The organism is Aequorivita sp. H23M31 (assembly GCF_004022485.1).
Classification (GTDB): domain Bacteria; phylum Bacteroidota; class Bacteroidia; order Flavobacteriales; family Flavobacteriaceae; genus Aequorivita; species Aequorivita ciconiae.
Genome location: NZ_CP034951.1, coordinates 3021415 through 3040119 on the forward strand (window position 1 = coordinate 3021415; position 18705 = coordinate 3040119).

The 18705-nt window shown below is 40.3% G+C and carries 17 protein-coding genes; 5 read left to right on the forward strand and 12 right to left on the reverse strand.

All coding sequences use genetic code 11. The annotated features are described in order from the left end of the window. Nucleotides 1–70: 70 nt before the first annotated feature. Nucleotides 71–580 (forward strand): AI-2E family transporter, encoded by a 510-nt coding sequence (locus EI546_RS16615; protein ID WP_262707627.1) that lies wholly within the window; start codon nucleotides 71–73, stop codon nucleotides 578–580. After that, complete coding sequence (locus EI546_RS16620; protein ID WP_262707628.1) at nucleotides 480–1031, forward strand: AI-2E family transporter; 552 nt, start codon at nucleotides 480–482, stop codon at nucleotides 1029–1031. Before EI546_RS16615 ends, EI546_RS16620 begins: the two co-directional genes overlap by 101 nt. A 125-nt stretch (nucleotides 1032–1156) precedes the next feature. Here EI546_RS16620 and EI546_RS13290 read toward each other — a convergent pair whose 3' ends face one another. The 9 genes from EI546_RS13290 to EI546_RS13330 all read right to left on the reverse strand — a co-directional run bounded on the left by EI546_RS13290 (nucleotide 1157) and on the right by EI546_RS13330 (nucleotide 12226). After that, entirely contained in the window at nucleotides 1157–4282 is a 3126-nt protein-coding gene (locus EI546_RS13290; RefSeq protein WP_128250996.1) for an efflux RND transporter permease subunit, read from the reverse strand. Between the two features lie 3 nt (nucleotides 4283–4285). Beyond that, entirely contained in the window at nucleotides 4286–4585 is a 300-nt protein-coding gene (locus EI546_RS13295; RefSeq protein WP_128250997.1) for a DUF190 domain-containing protein, read from the reverse strand. 293 nt (nucleotides 4586–4878) lie between these two features. After that, nucleotides 4879–5889 (reverse strand): efflux RND transporter periplasmic adaptor subunit, encoded by a 1011-nt coding sequence (locus tag EI546_RS13300; protein WP_128250998.1) that lies wholly within the window; start codon nucleotides 5887–5889, stop codon nucleotides 4879–4881. Then, nucleotides 5886–7142 carry a TolC family protein gene (locus EI546_RS13305; RefSeq protein ID WP_128250999.1) on the reverse strand — a complete coding sequence of 419 codons (1257 nt, stop codon included), beginning with the start codon at nucleotides 7140–7142 and terminating at the stop codon, nucleotides 5886–5888. The genes EI546_RS13300 and EI546_RS13305 overlap by 4 nt, the downstream gene beginning before the upstream one ends. Nucleotides 7143–8271: 1129 nt before the next feature. Further along, nucleotides 8272–9639 (reverse strand): sensor histidine kinase, encoded by a 1368-nt coding sequence (locus EI546_RS13310; protein ID WP_128251000.1) that lies wholly within the window; start codon nucleotides 9637–9639, stop codon nucleotides 8272–8274. Next, nucleotides 9639–10316, reverse strand: a complete 678-nt coding sequence (locus tag EI546_RS13315; protein ID WP_128251001.1) for a response regulator transcription factor — start codon at nucleotides 10314–10316, stop codon at nucleotides 9639–9641. The genes EI546_RS13310 and EI546_RS13315 overlap by 1 nt, the downstream gene beginning before the upstream one ends. Nucleotides 10317–10348: 32 nt before the next feature. Next, complete coding sequence (locus EI546_RS13320; RefSeq protein ID WP_128251002.1) at nucleotides 10349–10777, reverse strand: YybH family protein; 429 nt, start codon at nucleotides 10775–10777, stop codon at nucleotides 10349–10351. Between the two features lie 83 nt (nucleotides 10778–10860). Then, complete coding sequence (locus EI546_RS13325) at nucleotides 10861–11607, reverse strand: DUF6503 family protein (RefSeq protein WP_128251003.1); 747 nt, start codon at nucleotides 11605–11607, stop codon at nucleotides 10861–10863. A gap of 235 nt (nucleotides 11608–11842) precedes the next feature. After that, nucleotides 11843–12226, reverse strand: coding sequence for a DUF2147 domain-containing protein (locus EI546_RS13330; protein ID WP_128251004.1), 384 nt, complete (start codon nucleotides 12224–12226; stop codon nucleotides 11843–11845). A gap of 453 nt (nucleotides 12227–12679) precedes the next feature. Here EI546_RS13330 and EI546_RS13335 point away from each other — a divergent pair, with 453 nt between their 5' ends. Both EI546_RS13335 and EI546_RS13340 read left to right on the forward strand, forming a co-directional pair. Continuing rightward, nucleotides 12680–14353 carry a BCCT family transporter gene (locus EI546_RS13335; protein ID WP_128251005.1) on the forward strand — a complete coding sequence of 558 codons (1674 nt, stop codon included), beginning with the start codon at nucleotides 12680–12682 and terminating at the stop codon, nucleotides 14351–14353. Nucleotides 14354–14389: 36 nt separating this feature from the next. After that, complete coding sequence (locus tag EI546_RS13340; RefSeq protein WP_128251006.1) at nucleotides 14390–15268, forward strand: universal stress protein; 879 nt, start codon at nucleotides 14390–14392, stop codon at nucleotides 15266–15268. A gap of 353 nt (nucleotides 15269–15621) precedes the next feature. Here the strand turns inward: EI546_RS13340 and EI546_RS13345 are convergent, their stop codons facing one another. Together EI546_RS13345 and EI546_RS13350 are read right to left on the reverse strand one after the other, a co-directional pair. Continuing rightward, nucleotides 15622–15801, reverse strand: a complete 180-nt coding sequence (locus EI546_RS13345; RefSeq protein WP_128251007.1) for a hypothetical protein — start codon at nucleotides 15799–15801, stop codon at nucleotides 15622–15624. Nucleotides 15802–15967: 166 nt separating this feature from the next. Continuing rightward, nucleotides 15968–16990: an MsnO8 family LLM class oxidoreductase gene (locus EI546_RS13350; protein ID WP_128251008.1), complete on the reverse strand. Its 1023-nt coding sequence runs from the start codon at nucleotides 16988–16990 to the stop codon at nucleotides 15968–15970. Between the two features lie 158 nt (nucleotides 16991–17148). Here EI546_RS13350 and EI546_RS13355 point away from each other — a divergent pair, with 158 nt between their 5' ends. Beyond that, complete coding sequence (locus EI546_RS13355; RefSeq protein WP_128251009.1) at nucleotides 17149–18303, forward strand: RtcB family protein; 1155 nt, start codon at nucleotides 17149–17151, stop codon at nucleotides 18301–18303. A 28-nt stretch (nucleotides 18304–18331) separates the two neighbouring features. Here EI546_RS13355 and EI546_RS13360 read toward each other — a convergent pair whose 3' ends face one another. Beyond that, nucleotides 18332–18595: a DUF3784 domain-containing protein gene (locus tag EI546_RS13360; RefSeq protein ID WP_240673114.1), complete on the reverse strand. Its 264-nt coding sequence runs from the start codon at nucleotides 18593–18595 to the stop codon at nucleotides 18332–18334. Nucleotides 18596–18705: the final 110 nt, after the last annotated feature.

Genomic DNA, 18705 nt, shown 5'->3' on the forward strand with positions numbered 1-18705 from the left:
AAGCAACAAGTTAAAAAAAGACTTAAATTTACGAGAGGTTATTTTCTTCGGTAATCCAAATATCCATGCCATGCCCAACACCAAAGTGGAAATTTCAGGAACTTATGTAATTAAATTTCTGTGGGTCGTGGGCGGAATTGTGACTTTGCTCTATATAGCTTCTGGTCTTCTTATGCCCTTGGTCGTTGCGGCCATAATTGCCATTTTATTGGATAAACCCCATAAAAAGATGCTGAAATGGGGATTTCCTAACTGGTTGGCAATAACATTATCCATCCTTCTGATGCTCGTTATCTTTAGCTTGCTCACCTGGCTTATTGGTTCGCAAATAGGCGTTATAGGGAATGATTGGCCAACAATTAGGGAAAAAGGCACAGAAAAACTGAACGTCCTGTCACAATGGACAAATCAACATCTTAACTGGGATTATAAGGACTATGTAAACAACAACAAAAAATTGGTGCATAAAGCGGAAAGTCTTGCTAAAAGTTTTCTTTCTTTTTATCAGGTTCTTCAAAAAGCTTTCTTCCAATCCCTCTGCTACTGGTGCTTTACTTCAAGACTCCGCAGCGGTTGTTAGTGGTTATCTTTTAGGAAAAAGTAAAATAATGCTCATATTATTTGGAATTTATTATTTAGGCTTTACTTTAGGTTCAGTGCCATATGCGCTATTCTTGGCTCTGTTCGCTGCGCTGTTTTCCATTATCCCATATATAGGAAATATTATCGGAGGTGGAGTGGCTGTGATTCTTTCGTACATCTACGCGGGGAGTACACCCGCTTTGATAGTGGTGGGAGTAATAATACTAGCACAATTATTGGAAAATTATGTTTTCACTCCTTGGATAATTGGGGATCAAATAAATCTAAATCCTTTTATGACAGTTTTTGGGGTCATCCTCTTTTCTACCCTTTGGGGAATGGTGGGCGCAATAATTTCACTTCCACTCATTGGAGTGCTAAAAGTAATCTTTGAACACACAAAGGGCATGGAAGCCTATGCACTTTTAATAAATAAGAAGCAGAAGTAGGTAGTAAGATAAATATTCATTTCCAGCCTCCAGCCTCCAGCTTCCAACCTCCAGCCTCCAGTCTCCAGCCTCCAGCTTCCAGCCTCCAACTTCCAGCCTCCAGAATGTAGCCCCAGACTTTATTTTCAAATCTCCAATCCCTGTTTCCCTTTTTTCGTCACCCACCAATACAAAGGCGGTATTAAAATAGGCGCAAAAATTAAAGTACTTGTCAATCCACCTATAATAACTGTAGCTAAAGGTCTTTGAACATCTGATCCTATTCCACTGGAAATTGCCGCTGGCACCAGCCCGAAAATCGCTAAAATTAAGATGGTCAAAACGCCCTTAAACTGTCCGCGGGAAGTTTCAATTAAGATTTTGGAAGATATGGACTGTCTGAAACTCGCTCTATTTAAAGCCGAAACCAAAAGCACGCCTGCCATTACCGAAATCCCAAAGATGGAAACGAAGCCAACTCCAGCCGATACGTTGAAGTAGAATCCTCTTAACAACAGCGCTATTACTCCGCCCGCCAATGCAAAAAACACGCAGCTCATCGTGATTAATGTGCTGCCCAAATTTTTATAAAGCATAAACAAAAAGATAAAAACGATTATCAATGTCAACGGAATGGTAAATGCCAATTGCGTTCCTGCCCTTTCCAAGTTTTCATATTGTCCGCCATAAATAAGTTCATATCCTTTTGGAACTGATATGGTTTCATCAATTTTCTCCTGCAATTCCTTTACAAATCCTCCTTGGTCGCGATCGCGGATATTGGTGCTAAGCGTTATCATCCGCTTGTTGTTATACCGTGAAATATTGGTCTGTCCTTCCACGAAACTTACTTCCGCTAGCTGTTCCATAGGAATTAAAGCTCCAGTAGTTGAAGGAACCAAAAGGTTTTTAATCTCATCAATATTACTTCGGAATTGAGGCAAATACCGAATTACAATATCATATCGCTTGGCACCGTCGTATAAAACCGAAACATTTTTTCCACCCACTGCCGCTTCAACCATATTTTGAATATCGGAAATATTGATGCCGTATCGCGCGGCTTGGTGTCGGTCAATATTAATTGTTAGTTGATCCTGGGTTCCTTCCTGTTCGATTTCAATTCCTTCACTGCCTTGCATATTTTTGACGATAGTGGCAATGCTGTCCACTTTACTTCGCATTAAAACCAAATCATTACCAACAATAGAAACTGCCAGATCTGCTGGACTTCCGGTTACAATTTCCATCACTTGGTCGATAATAGGTTGTCCTGCGGAAAAAGTTACACTTGGAAATTCCTTTTCCAAATCCGAGGTAATTCTTTGTAATAACTGCCCTTTGGAAATAGTATCGCTCCACAAACTATAATCCTTTAAACCGATGAGGATTTCATTTCGGTTTGGAGGAAACGGATCGGTGCCGTCGTCATTTCGTCCGGTTTGGGTAATCACGTTATCGACCTGAGGATATTTCGAAATGATATTTCTGATTTTTGGCGCATATTTCGCATTTTCCTGAATGCTTATTCCCACGGGAAAATTTCCTCGGAGGAAAATGGAACCTTCATCAAGTTCGGGTAAGAATTCCATTCCCAAATTAACTCCGAAGGAAATCAGGACCAAAACAATTCCGAAGCCCACCAAAACAGTTGCTTTATATCGCTTTACAAACCAGGATAAGGAATTGGCATATTGATTTTCAATATACCTAAAAAACCGATTCTCCCTGACCTTAACGGGTTCATCCGGATTTATCATCGCTTTTCTATAGACGAAGGAAATGAGCACAGGAATGAATGTTAAAGCGGCCACCATGGAACCGATAACCGCAAATGCCAAAGTCAGCGCCATGGGCGAAAAGAGTTTTCCTTCCACTCGGGTCATTAGCAAAATGGGCAAATAGGCAAGAATTATAATCGTGACTGCAAAGAATATTTCACGCCCTACTTCCTGGGCAGAAAGTAAGGTTAGATGGACAATTCCATTGCGTTTCTCATCAGCGGTTGCAGTTTTGTATTTATTGATGAGGTGGACGGCCATCACTACGGCGCCATCCACAATAATCCCGAAATCTATGGCTCCGAGAGATAATAGGTTCGCCGGAATTCCCGTAAAACGCATTATGATAAATGCGAAAAGCAAGGAAAATGGAATTGTTATGGCAACAACCAAAGCGCTTCTTACACTTCCCAAAAAGAAAATGAGAATGATAACAACTATACTTACGCCTTCAAATAGGGTAGTTGCCACGGTATTCAAGGAGTGGTCAATCAAAAAACTTCGGTCGTAAAGGGTTTTTATTTTTACACCTTCGGGAAGTTCGTGTTCTTCTAAATCTTTTATCCTCTGTTTCAGCTCGACCAAAACTTCGCTGGGATTTTCAAACTTTCGAAGCAGAATAATGCCTTCCACACCATTATTCACATCTACATTTTCACTCGGAATGCTATAACCCAAAACTCCACTGGGTGGAGGTGGGGCAATTTCGACGCTGGCCACATCCTTGACAAAAATTGGAACTCCTTTTTCCGATTTCAGAACGATGTTTTCTATGTCTTTTTCATTGATGAGTGCTCCGAGTCCACGAACGGCAAAACCCTGTCCACCGCGTTCGATAATATTTCCACCGGTATTTTGGTTGTTTTCTGCAAGGGCTTCTTCTACTTCCGAAATACTTAAATCATACTTCCGCAGATTATCTGGATTGATGAGAATATGATACTGTTTAAGTGGTCCTCCAAAAGTGGTAACGTCTGCAACCCCATCGGTCTGCAGGAGATAAGGTTCGATCACCCAATCCTGTAAATCCCTGATTTCAATTGGAGAATAAGTGGGAGGCGCTTCCACCACATAACGAAAAATCTCCCCCACGGCTGTAGAAAGAGGGGCGAGTTCAGGGATTACGCCTTCGGGAAGTTCCGCAGTAGCAAGACCTTCCATAACTTGTTGTCGTGCAAAATAATCGTCTGTGCCATCTTTAAAAGTGAGTTGCACGACCGAAAGCCCGAAAATCGTCCGGCTCCTTCGGTCCAGAATATTCGGGGTGTTTTGAATGGCCCTTTCAATGGGAATCGTTACCTGTTGCTCTACTTCCTCAGCGGCGCGACCTTGGTATTGGGCCACAATTATCACGTTGGTATCGGCAATATCGGGATAGGCTTCTACTTTCAGTTGGGTAAAACTGTAATAGCCCCCAATCATAAGCGCCAAGCTGATCGCGACAACCAACCATCGATTTTTTAATGAAAATATGAGAAGATTTTTAATCATGATTTACCATTCTTCTACAGCGTGGGTAATAATGAGTCCACCTCTATAGACCTTTCTTAATTCAGTCAAGGCATTTTTGACTTTGGTTTGTTCGTCGATGAAAGTGATGAGCAGCGGAGTTTCATCAAAAGAAAATTGCAATCCCGGCTGTTTCAGAATTTGGTGTCTCCCATAACCCGAAAACCCCACAAATGAAGTGGCCCCCATAATTCCGTTTTCCATCAGCAATTGCATAATAAACTTGTGAAGCGGTTTCACCCCCTGCAAATCATCTTTATCTATATAAATTTGAGCTTGTAGCATATTGGTTTGTTCTTAATTATTTAAATTTAGTAATGACGTAAGACTAAAATTTAATAAATACCTACGTCGAATTTTTCTTTACCCCAGCCCTAAAGGGTGGAAAAATTCTCATTAAAATTGATAGTTTGAGAAAATCCTAACGCTTTAGGGCTAGGGAAAGAGGATTTTCCACCTGATTTCTTTTAATAGTCTTACGTCCTATGTCCTTCCGTCCTACGTCAGTTTTTTATATGTTAGATTTTCGATTTCAATTTCGATTTCAATTTCGATTTCGATTTCGATTTCGATTTCATTTAGTATCCAAAGGAAAGCCCCTTCAACTGCATGGCCCCTTCCACAGCTATTTCTTCGTCATTTTCGAGTCCGCTAAAGACGATGATTCTTTTTCCCATATGAGTGCCGAGTTGGATTTCCCGTCGTTCAAATTCTGTGGGCGAGGTTTTTACAAAAACGTAGTGACGGCCTTGAATGGTGACCACGGCATTTTCGCTGACGCTGATAAAATCGGATTCACTCATTCCAAAAGAAACGGTGGCAAACATTCCAGTTTTTAATTTTTTATCGGCATTGTTCAATTCAACCCTAACCTTTAGCATTCTGGTGGAAGCATCCATCATATCGGCAACGGCGGCAATTTTTCCCGGAATGGTATCATTGGGAAAGGAGGTAAAAACTGCATTTGCTGTTTGCCCCACTTCAATTTTTCTTATTTGGTTTTCAGGGATATCACAGATTAGATAGGCTGTTCCCGTTTTTGCTTTTTGTAGAACTTCCGCATTAAATCCGGAGGATTTCAATTGTGTTTCGTGCTCCAACAATGCCGATCTTTCGTTTAGCAGATTACTCCGTTCAATGGATAATTCTGTTTCCGCAGTAAGCAAGTCCTGACCCGTGGCCAAACCGTGGGCAAGAAGATCCTTAGTTCGCTCCAGCTCCAATTGTTTCTGCTTGATATTGATGTTCTGGATTTGATTGATGTTCGTTCTATGCTGAAGTAGCTGCGTATAATTGCTCGAAAGTTCCGGATTGTCGAACAGAATAATATTTTGTGAAGCTCCAGCCCCAGAGGGAAGGACGGTTGCCACAATTTTTCCGGGAGCAGTCAAAACGGATTCCACGTTATTGCTTCCAACGGTTTCAGTTTCAAAAAATGAAATGCTTTCTTCATCTGGAAATGAAATAGATTTTCCATCATTGCTCACAATGGGAGAGGCGTGTTTGCTCTCGGAAGTTTTTGTTTCTTTCTCTCCGCAAGAGGCGAGCAGACCCAGAAATATCAATATGGGAACTAAATTTTTTATCATAATGCTAATTGATTTATTAAGCCGGTGGCATAAAATAGCTGCACATAGCTCTGCCGGAATGAGTGTACCGTTTCAAAATATTCCTGTTGGGTCTCCAGCCAACTTGTTTGCGCCTCCAAGAAATCTATAATGGTGGTCCCGCCTCTTAAATACGCGTGTTTTACATTGTTGAGAATGGTCTGTGACTGCTCCAGAAGTTGTTCGTAATCCGCGATGTTCTGTTGTTGCAGCTTGTAATTTGCGAAGGCAATGGAAACTTCGGTTTGAATTTGTTGCTGTAAGGCAGTTAAATTTTGTTCCGCTTGTTCCCTAAGTTGATGCGACTTCTGAATCTCTCCCTGATTTCGATTGAAAAATGGCAAATCCAAACTAAAGGATATTCCCAAATGGGGAACAGAATGTTGAGCGTTGTAAATAATACCTACTTCCGGTTCGGGATAGGCCAAGGATTTTTGAAGTTTTACATTGCTTTCCGAAACTTCCATCAAGGATTTTGTAGCCTGCATGTCACTTCTGTTTTCTAGCGCCTGCATGAGCAATGACTCCAAATTTTCTGAAAGTTGCCATAGGAAAGCGTCGGTAATGTCAATTTTCACCCCTCTTTCCATTCCCAAAAGAAAACCGAATTCCTTTTGATGGTTCTCTACTTCCTGTCTTGCAGTTTTGTGTTGGATGTTATACTGTTTTGCCAAAAGTTCGGTCCGGAACAAATCGGTTTGGGTGATAACCTGGTTTCTATAGCGCACTTGATTGGTGAAGAGCAAGCTGTCAATGTTGCTTTTGGCGCTTTCAATTATTTGCAACTGCTTTTGCGCTTCCCAAACTTCCAACCATTTATTGGCAACCTCGAAAAATAGATTTCGTTCCGTTTCGCCGTAGACTTTTTCTTCAAATGAATAATTATGGTTTGCAACTGCAATTTTATTCTTTCGCTGTCCGGCGATCTGCAAAGGCTTTGAAAGTTCCCAAAGCATTTCCCGGTTCTGGTTGCTGTGCCATGAGGTTTGTGGAGCGAAATCGGAAGATTCTGCCACCTGAAGCGTTTCGTGGCTCAAAATCAAATTAGGCCGAAGTTTTGCCGTAACAATATACGATTCCGCCATCTTCACGTTAAACCGTTCCGCTTTTAAAACCGGATTATTGGTTTTTGCCGTTTGAAGCGCTTGCTTAAGCGAAATGTTTTCCTGTGCCTTCAGCTGAAAGCAAAAAGAAAAAACGAGAATTACAATTAATATGGATTTTTGAAAACGCATTGTCAGCCCAACTTTTATTCGGGTTGCAAAGGTCTGTGGCTTTGGGAGATAATGGGATTAGAGAGGGAATAGAAAATTATTAGAAAATTATTAGAATTTCGGTTTCTGCTTGTTCGGTCGTTTGGATACCTGAGAATAAACAAGAGATGAAAATTATGGGTTAATGTCAATTTAGGTTTCGACTGCGCTCAACCTGACATGTTTAAAAACATTAAACATTTTTGTCTGTTCGAGCGCAGTCGAGAACTATTATTGTGGATCGGTTTCGACCCTTCCACAAGGTCTGACCAAGCCGGCTCAACCTGACAACCTCATGCTTTCTTGTCTGTTCGAGCGCAGTCGAGAACTAATTGTGGATCGGTTTCGACCCTTCCAAAAGGTCTGACCAAGCCGGCTCAACCTGACAACCTCATGCTTTCTTGTCTGTTCGAGCGCAGTCGAGAACTATTATTGTTGATCGGTTTCGACCCTTCCACAAGGTCTGACCAAGCCGGCTCAACCTGACAACCTCATGCTTTCTTGTCTGTTCGAGCGCAGTCGAGAACTATTATTGTGGATCGGTTTCGACCCTTCCACAAGGTCTGACCAAGCCAGCTCAACCTGACAACTTCATGCTTTCTTGTCTGTTCGAGCGCAGTCGAGAACTATTATTGTTGATCGGTTTCGACCCTTCCACAAGGTCTGACCAAGCCGGCTCAACCTGACAACCTCATGCTTTCTTGTCTGTTCGAGCGCAGTCGAGAACTATTATTGTGGATCGGTTTCGACCCTTCCACAAGGTCTGACCAAGCCAGCTCAACCTGACAACTTCATGCTTTCTTGTCTGTTCGAGCGCAGTCGAGAACTATTATTGTGGATCGGTTTCGACCCTTCCAAAAGGTCTGACCAAGCCAGCTCAACCTGACAACTTCATGCTTTCTTGTCTGTTCGAGCGCAGTCGAGAACTATTATTGTGGATTGATTGCGACCCTTCCACAAGGTCTGACCAAGCCGGCTCAACCTGACCTCCTTATAATCTTAAATCTTTTGTCTGTTCGAGCGCAGTCGAGAACTATCGGATGTATATGGGTTTCTATCCTTCAGCCAAGTTAGAACAAGCAGGCTCAATCTGGCATTCAGGAGTTCCATTTTACACTGTTTTTAGAAAAACAATAAAATCCGTACCCTTAGAAACCACAGACGAAACCGAAATACTCCCCTGATGTAGTTCAATTATCTTTTTCGATAGTGGAAGTCCGATGCCATTTCCTTCAGAGAAATCCTTGTTGTTGCCTCGATAGAATGGAGTGAATATGTTTTCTAAATCTTCTTGGGGAATGCCAATTCCCTTATCGGAGAATTTTAATTTTATAGAATCTTTTTCAAAGGAAATAGAAACAGTGGATTGTTTATTTTCAGAAAACTTACAGCCGTTTTCGAAGAGGTTTACAAAGGCAGTTTTTAAGAGATATTCATTTCCATTAATTGTTATTTCTTCTTCATTATCAAAATTATTTTCAAAATTAATGTCAATTTGATAAGTGGGATTCGCCTGTATCACTTGTTGCCTGGCATCCAGCAGAAGTTCGTCGATACGAATGGGTTTAAAGGAAATTTCGGAAGGGTCGTAGCTCGCTTTCGCCATATCCAATAAACTGTTGGACAAGCGGGCGAGTTTTCGGGAATCGCTTAGGGCGTTTTGAATGGCGGTTTTGTATTCTTCTAAATTTCTTTCTTTGTTTATTGACAATTCCAATTCTGTTATTATTGCTGCCAAAGGAGTGCGCATTTCGTGTGAAATATTGGAAACAAAATGCTTTTGCGATTCAAAGGAAGTTTCCAGTCTGTCCAACATTTCATTAAAAGTATTGGCGAGTTCCGAAAGTTCGTCCTTGCTGTCGTTGGAGGAAAGGCGAAGGTCGAGATTGGTGGCGGAAATACTTCGCGCCTTCTCTGTCATTGCGGTTATGGGTTGAAATGCTTTTTTGGAGAAAAATCGCCCAGCGATATAAATGATTATAATGGAAATTATGAAAACCAGAAAAATGGTTCGGTATAGACTTTCCAATTTGTTGTAGCCATATTCGTCCAATGCCGTAGCAGTGATGGCGTATTCATTTCCCTCATAATCGAAGAGCATCCCGATTACCTGCCAATCGTCCTGATAGAACTGCATTTTTCCATTTTTGAAAATCTCTTCGATCATTTCAGGAGTTTCCTTTACGCGATCAATATCCACGGCATCGTGATAGAATAGATTAAAGTTTTTATCGTAAATGGCGACTTCCACTTCATTTAAGATTTTCCGGTTGCTGCGGTAAATATCCTGAAGGGTTTTGGCGTCAACCTTGGCATCAAAAAAAAGATTTGCTTTGGTAACGGCTTCCTTTTTTAGGGCGATATAAAATTCCTTTTCCCTATTTTCCACAGCAGAAAAATAAATCACAAAAGCAAAGGCCAGCAGAATGGTTGCCGTAATAAGCGTAAAAAGAAGGGTGAGCCGTGTACGTATCTTCATTATTCAGCTTTCAGGATAAACCCCATTCCCGATTTGGTGTGGATGAGTTTTTGGTCAAATCCGGTCTCTATTTTCTTCCGCAGGTAATTCACATAAACATCAATAAAATTGGTGCCGGTATCAAAATGTGTATCCCATACTTTTTCGGCAATTTCCACTCTGGACAATACACGTTCGGGATTTTGAAGTAGATATTTTAGAAAATTGAATTCCTTTGGGGTTAAATGGATTTCTCTGCCGCCACGTTTTACAATTTTGGTGTGGAGATTCATTTCGATATCGGCATACGCTAGGATATTTCCGGTAGCAACCGTGTTGTTAAACCGTTTCAGCAATGCCCGAATCCGCGCCAAGAGCTCACGCATTTCAAAGGGTTTTACAAGATAATCGTCTGCGCCGGCATCAAATCCTTCTACTTTATCATCTGTTGTTCCTAATGCTGTGAGCATAATGATGGGAAGGTCGGGCTGATTTTGTTTTAATTCCTTGCACAGATCAATGCCATCCATTTTTGGGAGAATGATATCCGTAATTACCAAATCATAGTTGTTTTGACCGGCAAGCTTTTTTCCCGAAAGTCCGTCGTAGGCCAAAGTAGTTTCAAAACCTTGCTCCTCCAACCCGCGTTGGATGAGTTCTGCTACTCTTGAATCGTCTTCTATGATCAGGATTTTCATAAATACAAAGTTAAGCTTTCAAAAAAAAGGAGTCAACAGCTCAAATCGGCAACAATTCGCCATTCGCCGTCAATTTTTTTGAAGATTATCATGAAAACACCGTTTGCATTTCCCGCCTTGCGAGTTAAATGATATTGGCCCATTACGGAGTACGAGTTCTCTTCAATTTGTGAAATATTGTCAACCGTGAATTTTAAGGTTCCAGTATATTCTTTGGAAGGATATCCTTTTTTGTAGTTGTCCAAGGTTTGTTGCCAGCCATTGGTAAGGCCTTTGCTACCGTAGAATTTTAATGAATCAGTCTTCCAATAGCCTTGCATATATCCTTCAAGATCAAATTGGTTCCAGGCTTTTTCCTGCGATATTAGAACTGCGAGAATGGCTTCTTTGTCTTCGGCTTCGTTTTGGGAAATGGCGTTTAGTGCTATAAATAGGAAGAAAAATAGAAGTGATTTTTTCATAAGGATACGCTTTAAACTTTTCGTTCTTGGCGCCTCTGTGGTGTAAATTTTATCGCAAAGGCGCAGAGGTCGCGGAGGGGAATTTAATTATTGATTGATCCATCAACTAAAATATTTTCTGTTTTAATATCCGAAAGCAATTCCAGTTTTCCAGATTCGAACCTTTCACCTAAATCTTTTAGATCGACAGATTCCCACGGTTCAATTTTATAATTTTTGTAATCTACAAAGCGTAACCCTTCAATCTGTCTTGGATTATAAGCTTCCCGAAAACGAATTCCACCTTCTCCTGTATAAAATTTATATGCAAAATAATCTATGTGAAAATCCTCCTTATTAATCCAGTACATATAAACATCGTCGTGGTCTGTGCCGCCTCCATCTTGGGAAAAAGTCACTTTTGTCATATAATATTCCTTTCCTTTTATTTTTGTTTCGCCTACCAATTCCTTTTGAACTGCGGCATCATTGAGACCGTATGGCAATTGCACAAAGTAATGCACGGAATTGAGCGAGTTGGAATATTTTTCGGCGGTAGAATCGGCTAGAACGATTTTTTCGGAATTAATAAAACGCTCAAAGCCTGAATTATTAAGAACATCCTTGACCTCGCCTAAGGAATCTGTAAAACTTCGGGTAAATTCAAATAATCCATTTTTTCGCTGGTTGGTATATGTTACATTGCGAAAAGTAAATTGGATATCTGCATTTTCAAATTTGCTCCCCCCAGCATTTTCGATGGCTTTATCAATAATTTGTTGTGCGGAAAGAGTTTTGGTCTCTTGTTTACAGGAAATAAGAAATATAAGGAGAATAGGAAGATACTTCATGGGATCTTGATTTTTTCAAAGGTACGAAGGAATGGGAGGGAAACCGAAATGGAAATTGAAAACGAAATCGATCCCTAATGGTATATTTAGACAAATCGAAATTCAAAAAAAACAATATTGATAACTGGCGGGAGAAATTCTCTTTTCTTTTAAGACACGGAATGAATTCCAAATGTATTTCCTTCGGTATCGGTTCCTAAAACAATTTTAATAAATGATTCCCTGGGAGTAAATTTTATATAGGCATTACAACCTCTAGCTTCATTCCAGTTTCGGGAATCTCGAAATACATTTTTCCATTGCTTTTTGATGGCTTTATGGACATATCGCCTTTACTGAGTTCAATGGTTTGGGAAGATGTATTATAATTCCATTTATAGCCGTCGAACTTGTTTTCAAACTTTTTTGATGCAATATTTCTCATCCTTATCTGAAAACTGTGGTCTGGGAGGATATCGATATATGATGCGACCATTTCTTTAGCTTGTTTGGGCTTGGTGCCCACTTCTACCACATCTACGACTTGCCAAGTTCCGGTTATTTCATTTTCGGTCAAGGTTTGACTCTGGACCGCGCAGGTAAAAAGAGCTAGTATAAGAAATAAGGTCAGATTTTTCATTACTTTATAATTTAAATTGGTTTCAACTTGTACGAAAGATAGGCTTTTTTTGATTTAAATACATCTGGAAATTGTGGCGAGGTTTTTTAATTTTTCGGACGCTCCATTTTTTTTGTAATTGATAAAAGTTGATGATAAAGTGGAGGCCAAAAGTTTTATTTATAGTATTATAAAGAAACTAAACTAAAAAGATTTGTTGAAACTTATAATTAATGGTATTATATGCGAGATGAAAAAATAAAGAATTTTATGAAAATTCCCATTAAAAATGAAATTACAGTCAAATTATACCGCAAAATTTCTAAATTTTCATTTTCTCCACCTCCTCTTATTCCCAGCTTCTTCAGCTGAAATTGTGTCCCATAGAGCAATAAGCTCTTTTATAATTTGCATAATTCCATTTTCTTAGAAAAATGGGATTGAATATTTCCTTATTTAAAAAATCAAATTTAGATGTCCATAAAAGTTACTAGAAAAGATCCCACTTCAAAATTCCTTGGGTTGGTGGTAAATAAAACAGTCTTCTTTTCTGCGATTGTTGTTATTATTCTGAGTGTAGGATTTACCCTGCTTTTTGAGAAACAGGCAGATTATTATTTTGGGGTAGCCCAAACGTATGTTTCCGAGCATGGAGGTTGGATTTATACGTTGGCCGTAAATCTTTTTATAGTTTTCTGCCTGTATATGGCCTTCGGTAAATTTGGAAAGATCCGTTTAGGAGGAAAAAATGCCAAACCCGAATTCAGTTTGTATGGGTGGTTCGCTATGCTGTTTAGTGCGGGAATTGGAAATGGACTGGTTCTTTTTAGTATTGCAGATCCTGTGCGGGATTTTTTAAATCCTCCGCGACTTGCAGGGGCCGAACCGGCGGTTATCGCTCAAGAAGCAATTAATTTCTCTTTTCTTCACCACGGAATTCACGGCTGGGCAATTTATTCGGTAGTAGGTCTTTCCTTGGCATATTTCACCTATAACAGGAAAATGCCCCTCACTTTGCGGTCCGCATTTTATCCTTTATTAGGGAATAGAATCTACGGTTGGATGGGAGACGTTATCGATATAATGGCTGTGATTACAACCCTTTTTGGTCTGGCAACAACCATCGGATTTGGAGTAGGGCAGATCAACTCCGGATTTACACATGTTTTTGGTATTCCCAGTTCCCTTTTTTATCAAATCCTTATAATTTTAGGAGTAACCGCAGCAGCGACCCTATCCGCTTTTAGCGGCGTGAATAAAGGAGTGCAAATGCTCAGTAAGCTGAACGTTCGCGTGGCTATGGCTATTTTTCTGTTAGTTTTGATATTAGGTCCTACTACCTTTATTTTTAGGAATTATATACAAAACCTAGGTAGTTATCTAACCCATTTTGTGGAAATGTCAACGTGGACAGAATCGCTGCGCGGAACCGACTGGCAAAAAATGCGAACTATAATGTATTGGGGCTGGTGGATTTCCTGGTCTCCATTTGTGGGTACTTTTATCGCCCGTATTTCCAAGGGAAGGACGGTTAAGGAATTTATTCTTTGCGTCCTTGTTCTTCCCGCTCTGGTTACTTTTCTATGGTTTAGCGCCTTTGGAGGAACGACCATGCGAGATATTTTAATGGGTGATACCGCAATGATCGCGGCCGTAAATGATAATATTTCTACAGCATTGTATGTGTTTTTTGATAAGTTTCCATTGGCTATCGTTTTAAAATCTTTGGGGGTAATCCTTATCTGTAGCTTTATTATTACTTCTGCAGATTCTGGAGCCTTGGTCGTAGATAGTATTACTTCTGGTGGAAAAATAAAGACTCCTCCCTTTCAAAGAGTTATTTGGGCAGTTGCCACCGGAGTTATTGCGGCGGTATTAATGTATGGAGGAGGTCTCAATGCCTTGCAAACTGTTGTAACTATTTCTGGTTTGCCCTTCGCCATTCTCTTGATAATGATGTGTTTTTCACTGTATCGGGGAATGAATGAGGATTATGAAAAATCCCAGCGAAAGAACAAACTACTGGAACGCGAATCCTATCGCAAAAATATTTTGAACTTGGTAAACGAGGAGCGAAAAGAGAAAAATCTGGAGGAGATCGATCCCGAAAAACGGTCGAAGAATGAACCAAAAACAACAGATTTATAAATGAATCTTATTCTTTCAAATCAATAAATTAAAGAAATGACGAAGAAAATTAATCTAGAGAACCAGTTGAAATTGATGGTTGCCTTGGACCTAACCGAGATGGATGCGATTTTGGTGAAGTATATAAACTTTCTAAGTAAGGTTTGGAATATTGAGCACATATATTTTACCCATAATATCAAGCAGTATAAACTCTACGATCTACACGACGATTTTGTGGAAAAAGGGATTACCGTTGAGGATATAGTGGATCGCGGTTTACAAAAAACCATAGAAAAGCACTACCAATCAACAGTACCACATACTTTGCTTATTACAACTGATGATTATACTGAGAGTATTTTGAGCCAGCTTGCGGAAGATTATAAAATTGACGTAATGGTAACGGGCAATAAGGACGAATTGCAAGGAACGGGGGCTCTTAGCCAGAAATTGGTAAGAATGTTGGATTCGCACGTTTTGTTGGTTCCAGAAGAGTCCACCCATAAAATGGATAATGTGTTGGTGCCCACCGATTTTAGTGCGGCTTCTGCCCGGTGTTTTCCTGTGGCGGCTAGCTTGGTGCAACGGTTTAATGGAAAGGTGGAGGCATTGCACGTCTATGATATTCCACAATTTTTCTTTCCTTATATCAATACGGAAAAAGCCCTCGACAAGACCAAGCTGCATCTCAAGGAAAAGGTCCAGCAATTCCGAAAAAAACACAAACTATCCGAAGAAATAACCTTTAAATCCATAGACAGAGAGGATCATTCAATTGTAGAGGCCATCGAACTCCAAGCAGAGAGGAGTAATTCGGATATAGTGGTAGTTTCCGCTAGAGGAGGAAATAATATTACTACCTTGTTTGTGGGCAGTACTACAAACGATCTGTTGGCAAGAAATAGGAAGATGCCGTTGTTGGTGGTGCGGTAAGCGGATTAGTCGATGAGTTGAGAGGTTGAGGAGTTGAGGAGAGAGAAGAAAAAATACTGCTCTATTAAAAATAACTTAGGTTTCTATTTGGGCGTTACCCGTTTTTGCTTCGTGCCTCGCAAAAATGGGTCGGGCTATCCGTTCCAAGTCCTCGCCCTACCAATTGCCATTGGCAGGGCTGTGGGCTTTCCACTACTATCCCTAACGCAAAGCTTTTTTAGAAAATAGTGTATTAAATGAATATTTTTGTGGTCGTATTTTCAACTTCATAAAAATATATGGGAAGGTCTATCTTCAAACTGGTTTTTCCCGTATCCTCCCCAGCAAATAAATTCTGGATGAATAGTAGAATTCTACTCATTCTCTTCTGTCTTCCCAAATTTTCGTTGGACCAGTTGCCCCACCCAATAGGCTGTTAGCACAGGAAGGAAGGAAAAGGCTATATATACATTGGGGGATAAAACTTTCACCATAATTATCATAATAACTGCCATCCCTATAATAAAAAGCACGTCATAAACTTGTCTCTTCATTTACTAAATGATTTAGTTAACCAACCAAATTTAATAATTCGGGCTTGAAATCATTAATGACTGATTAAAATTTTCAAGAAATTCAAGGATCCGACAAAAGGATCAGGGGAAAAAAGGATCAAGAGACAAAAAGATAAAGGGATAAAGCCCATATTTTTCAGTAAGACTATTTGGTTTTCAAATCAAAAACCTCAGCCAGCAAATCATAAGAGTGCAATCGCGCTTTATGGTCGGTCATCATATCCTGAATAATGATTTCGTCGACGTTTAGGTCTTTCGCTATATGTACTAGCTGTTCATGTAGTTGGCTTGGTGTGCCGGCAATAAATTTCGGGGGTATACCGGAGCCGGGGACATATTTTTCCAATTTTGGAAGATGACCCAATTCCTTTACCGCTTCATCGGGGGTGGGAAGTTTGGCATCTATAATTCCTTTGGAAAGATTGCGGTACATAATGTTGACGGGTGCAATCTGTCGTTGAGCTTCTGCTTCGGTATCTGCGCAAACTACGTGGACGGCCAAAATGGCTTCTGGGGATTTAATTCCCGATTTGCCGTTGGAAGGTTTAAAATTATTTCTATATGAATCCAGAATTTGTTTGGTGCCTTTTTGGTTGATAAAACCCGCGAACACATAACGAATTCCCAATCCCGCCGCGGCAGATGCGCTCCAAGTGCTGGATCCCAAAATATATAGTTCAGGCAAGCTGTCAATGGTGTGAATGGGAGATTTGGAAAAGGGATGATCAGCAGGAAAACTATTATCTAGCCAAGAAACCAATTCCACAATCTGTTCGTCAGAATTACTTCGGAATTGTCTGTCACGTGCTTGTTGCAGGGCAAAATCGGTTACAGGCCCTGTAGTTGCTCTTCCTGCACCTAGGTCTATTCTACCTGGATAAAGTTCATTGAGTGTGCAAAACACCTCTGCCACCTTAAACGGACTGTAGTGGTTCAACAACACCGACCCAGAACCCACACGAATTGATTTTGTATTTGCTGCTATTGCTCCGATCAATATTTCGGGAGCACGGCCGGCGATGGAACCACTGCCGTGGTGTTCAGCTACCCAAATTCTGTGAAAACCGAGTTTTTCAATATGTTGGGCTACTTCAATACTGTGCATTAGCGCGTCGTGACGGCTTTCGTCTGGTAAAACGGTTGATAGATCTACTATGGATAATTTCATGCGTAATATTTTTGGGGAAATTTATTGAATGCGTAAGTTAAGCATTCAATTCCCAATTCAGAATTCTGAATTCTGAATTCTGAATTCTGAATTCCGAATTTTCTACTCTCTACTCTCTACCTGTTGGAAATGATTGGAAACCTTTGTATATTCTAATTATGATACAAAAAATCGAAACAGAGAAAATTCCCATCAAATTGTGGTTGGACGATATTGAGGATGGTGCTTTGCAACAGGCCAAGGATTTGGCCAATTTGGATATTGCATTTAGACATATTGCCATTATGCCGGATTCTCATCAGGGATATGGCATGCCCATTGGTGGGATTCTCGCAACCAAGGATGCCATTATTCCCAATGCCGTAGGGGTTGATATCGGTTGTGGCATGTGTTCCTTACGCACAAATCTTGAAACGATTGAAATGGATGAACTTAAAAATATCATGGGTCAGATTCGAGAAACGGTTCCCGTGGGATTTAAGCACCACGATGAGAAACAGGATGAAAGATGGATGCCGGATTTAAAAGAGGATTTGCCAATTGTAAGCAAAGAATATGAGCGTGGAAGAAACCAAGTAGGAACGCTAGGTGGAGGGAACCATTTTATGGAGATCCAAAAAGGATCCGATGGCTATATTTGGATTATGGTGCATTCGGGTTCTCGGAATATTGGTTATACCGTGGCAAACCATTACCATAAAAAGGCTGTAGTGGAAACAAAAAAACGCGGCGATGACGTTCCAAAGGACCTTTCCTATTTTGTACGCGGAACTGAGGATTACGACAATTATTATAAGGAAATGAATTACTGCATCGAGTTTGCCCTTCAAAACAGAAAACTGATGATGGAAAGAATAAAGGACGCTTTTAAGGAGTTTGTGCCTGAGGTTGAGTTTTCGAATTTTATAAATAAACCTCATAATTTTGCGGCATGGGAAACCCATTTCGGCGGAAAAGTAATGGTCCATAGAAAAGGTGCCACCCGTGCCGAAAAAGGGGAGTGGGGGATGATTCCTGGATCGCAAGGGACCAGCTCATTTTTGGTAAAAGGAAAAGGAAATCCCCTGTCCTTCAATTCCTGTTCGCATGGAGCGGGCAGATTAATGAGCCGCTCCGAAGCCAGACGGAGCCTTGATTTGAAAAAGGAAGTAGCCCAATTAAAGGAGAAAGGAGTGCTGCATGCACTTCGGCATAAAAAAGATTTGGATGAAGCACCCAGTTCCTATAAAAACATAAATGAGGTAATGGCTCTTCAGAAAGATTTGGTGGAGATACAGGTGGAACTAACGCCTTTGGCCGTGGTCAAGGGTTAGTCAAACCATATTTTTAAGGATTTAGATTTCAATCTTTTTTACCGCTATCAATTTTATATTTATCAGAATTTGCCAATATTAAGAGCAGGGGTACACCTATAAATACAGCGATAAAAAGCGCAGTTATTTCCACATAGATATTATCAATCCAAAGATTTATAACCACGCCGGAGATAATCACGAGTGCCATAGCAAAAAAGATATTTGCCATCACAGAGGCAATTCTTTTAATATCATATTCGGCTTTCTTTTCCTTTGGCATTGTATTGTAGCCAGCAATGAGGAAGTACATTTTGCCATATTTTATTAAAACTCCCGCAACTATTAAAATTAAAGCCGTTAGAATCATAAGCCGATGAATATATATTTGCTTTATAGAACAAGAAAACGTGGGATTCGAAA

Bases quoted from the DNA above. Each gene is read 5' to 3' on its own strand.
- EI546_RS13295 (WP_128250997.1), bottom strand. From the start codon at position 4,585: ATGCTACAAGCTCAAATTTATATAGATAAAGATGATTTGCAGGGGGTG.
- EI546_RS13355 (WP_128251009.1), top strand. From the start codon at position 17,149: ATGATACAAAAAATCGAAACAGAGAAAATTCCCATCAAATTGTGGTTG.
- EI546_RS13290 (WP_128250996.1), bottom strand. From the start codon at position 4,282: ATGATTAAAAATCTTCTCATATTTTCATTAAAAAATCGATGGTTGGTT.
- EI546_RS13315 (WP_128251001.1), bottom strand. From the start codon at position 10,316: ATGAAAATCCTGATCATAGAAGACGATTCAAGAGTAGCAGAACTCATC.
- EI546_RS16615 (WP_262707627.1), top strand. From the start codon at position 71: ATGCCCAACACCAAAGTGGAAATTTCAGGAACTTATGTAATTAAATTT.
- EI546_RS13350 (WP_128251008.1), bottom strand. From the start codon at position 16,990: ATGAAATTATCCATAGTAGATCTATCAACCGTTTTACCAGACGAAAGC.
- EI546_RS13360 (WP_240673114.1), bottom strand. From the start codon at position 18,595: ATGTACTTCCTCATTGCTGGCTACAATACAATGCCAAAGGAAAAGAAA.
- EI546_RS13320 (WP_128251002.1), bottom strand. From the start codon at position 10,777: ATGAAAAAATCACTTCTATTTTTCTTCCTATTTATAGCACTAAACGCC.
- EI546_RS13305 (WP_128250999.1), bottom strand. From the start codon at position 7,142: ATGCGTTTTCAAAAATCCATATTAATTGTAATTCTCGTTTTTTCTTTT.
- EI546_RS13340 (WP_128251006.1), top strand. From the start codon at position 14,390: ATGACGAAGAAAATTAATCTAGAGAACCAGTTGAAATTGATGGTTGCC.
- EI546_RS13325 (WP_128251003.1), bottom strand. From the start codon at position 11,607: ATGAAGTATCTTCCTATTCTCCTTATATTTCTTATTTCCTGTAAACAA.
- EI546_RS13330 (WP_128251004.1), bottom strand. From the start codon at position 12,226: ATGAAAAATCTGACCTTATTTCTTATACTAGCTCTTTTTACCTGCGCG.
- EI546_RS13335 (WP_128251005.1), top strand. From the start codon at position 12,680: ATGTCCATAAAAGTTACTAGAAAAGATCCCACTTCAAAATTCCTTGGG.
- EI546_RS13300 (WP_128250998.1), bottom strand. From the start codon at position 5,889: ATGATAAAAAATTTAGTTCCCATATTGATATTTCTGGGTCTGCTCGCC.
- EI546_RS13345 (WP_128251007.1), bottom strand. From the start codon at position 15,801: ATGAAGAGACAAGTTTATGACGTGCTTTTTATTATAGGGATGGCAGTT.
- EI546_RS13310 (WP_128251000.1), bottom strand. From the start codon at position 9,639: ATGAAGATACGTACACGGCTCACCCTTCTTTTTACGCTTATTACGGCA.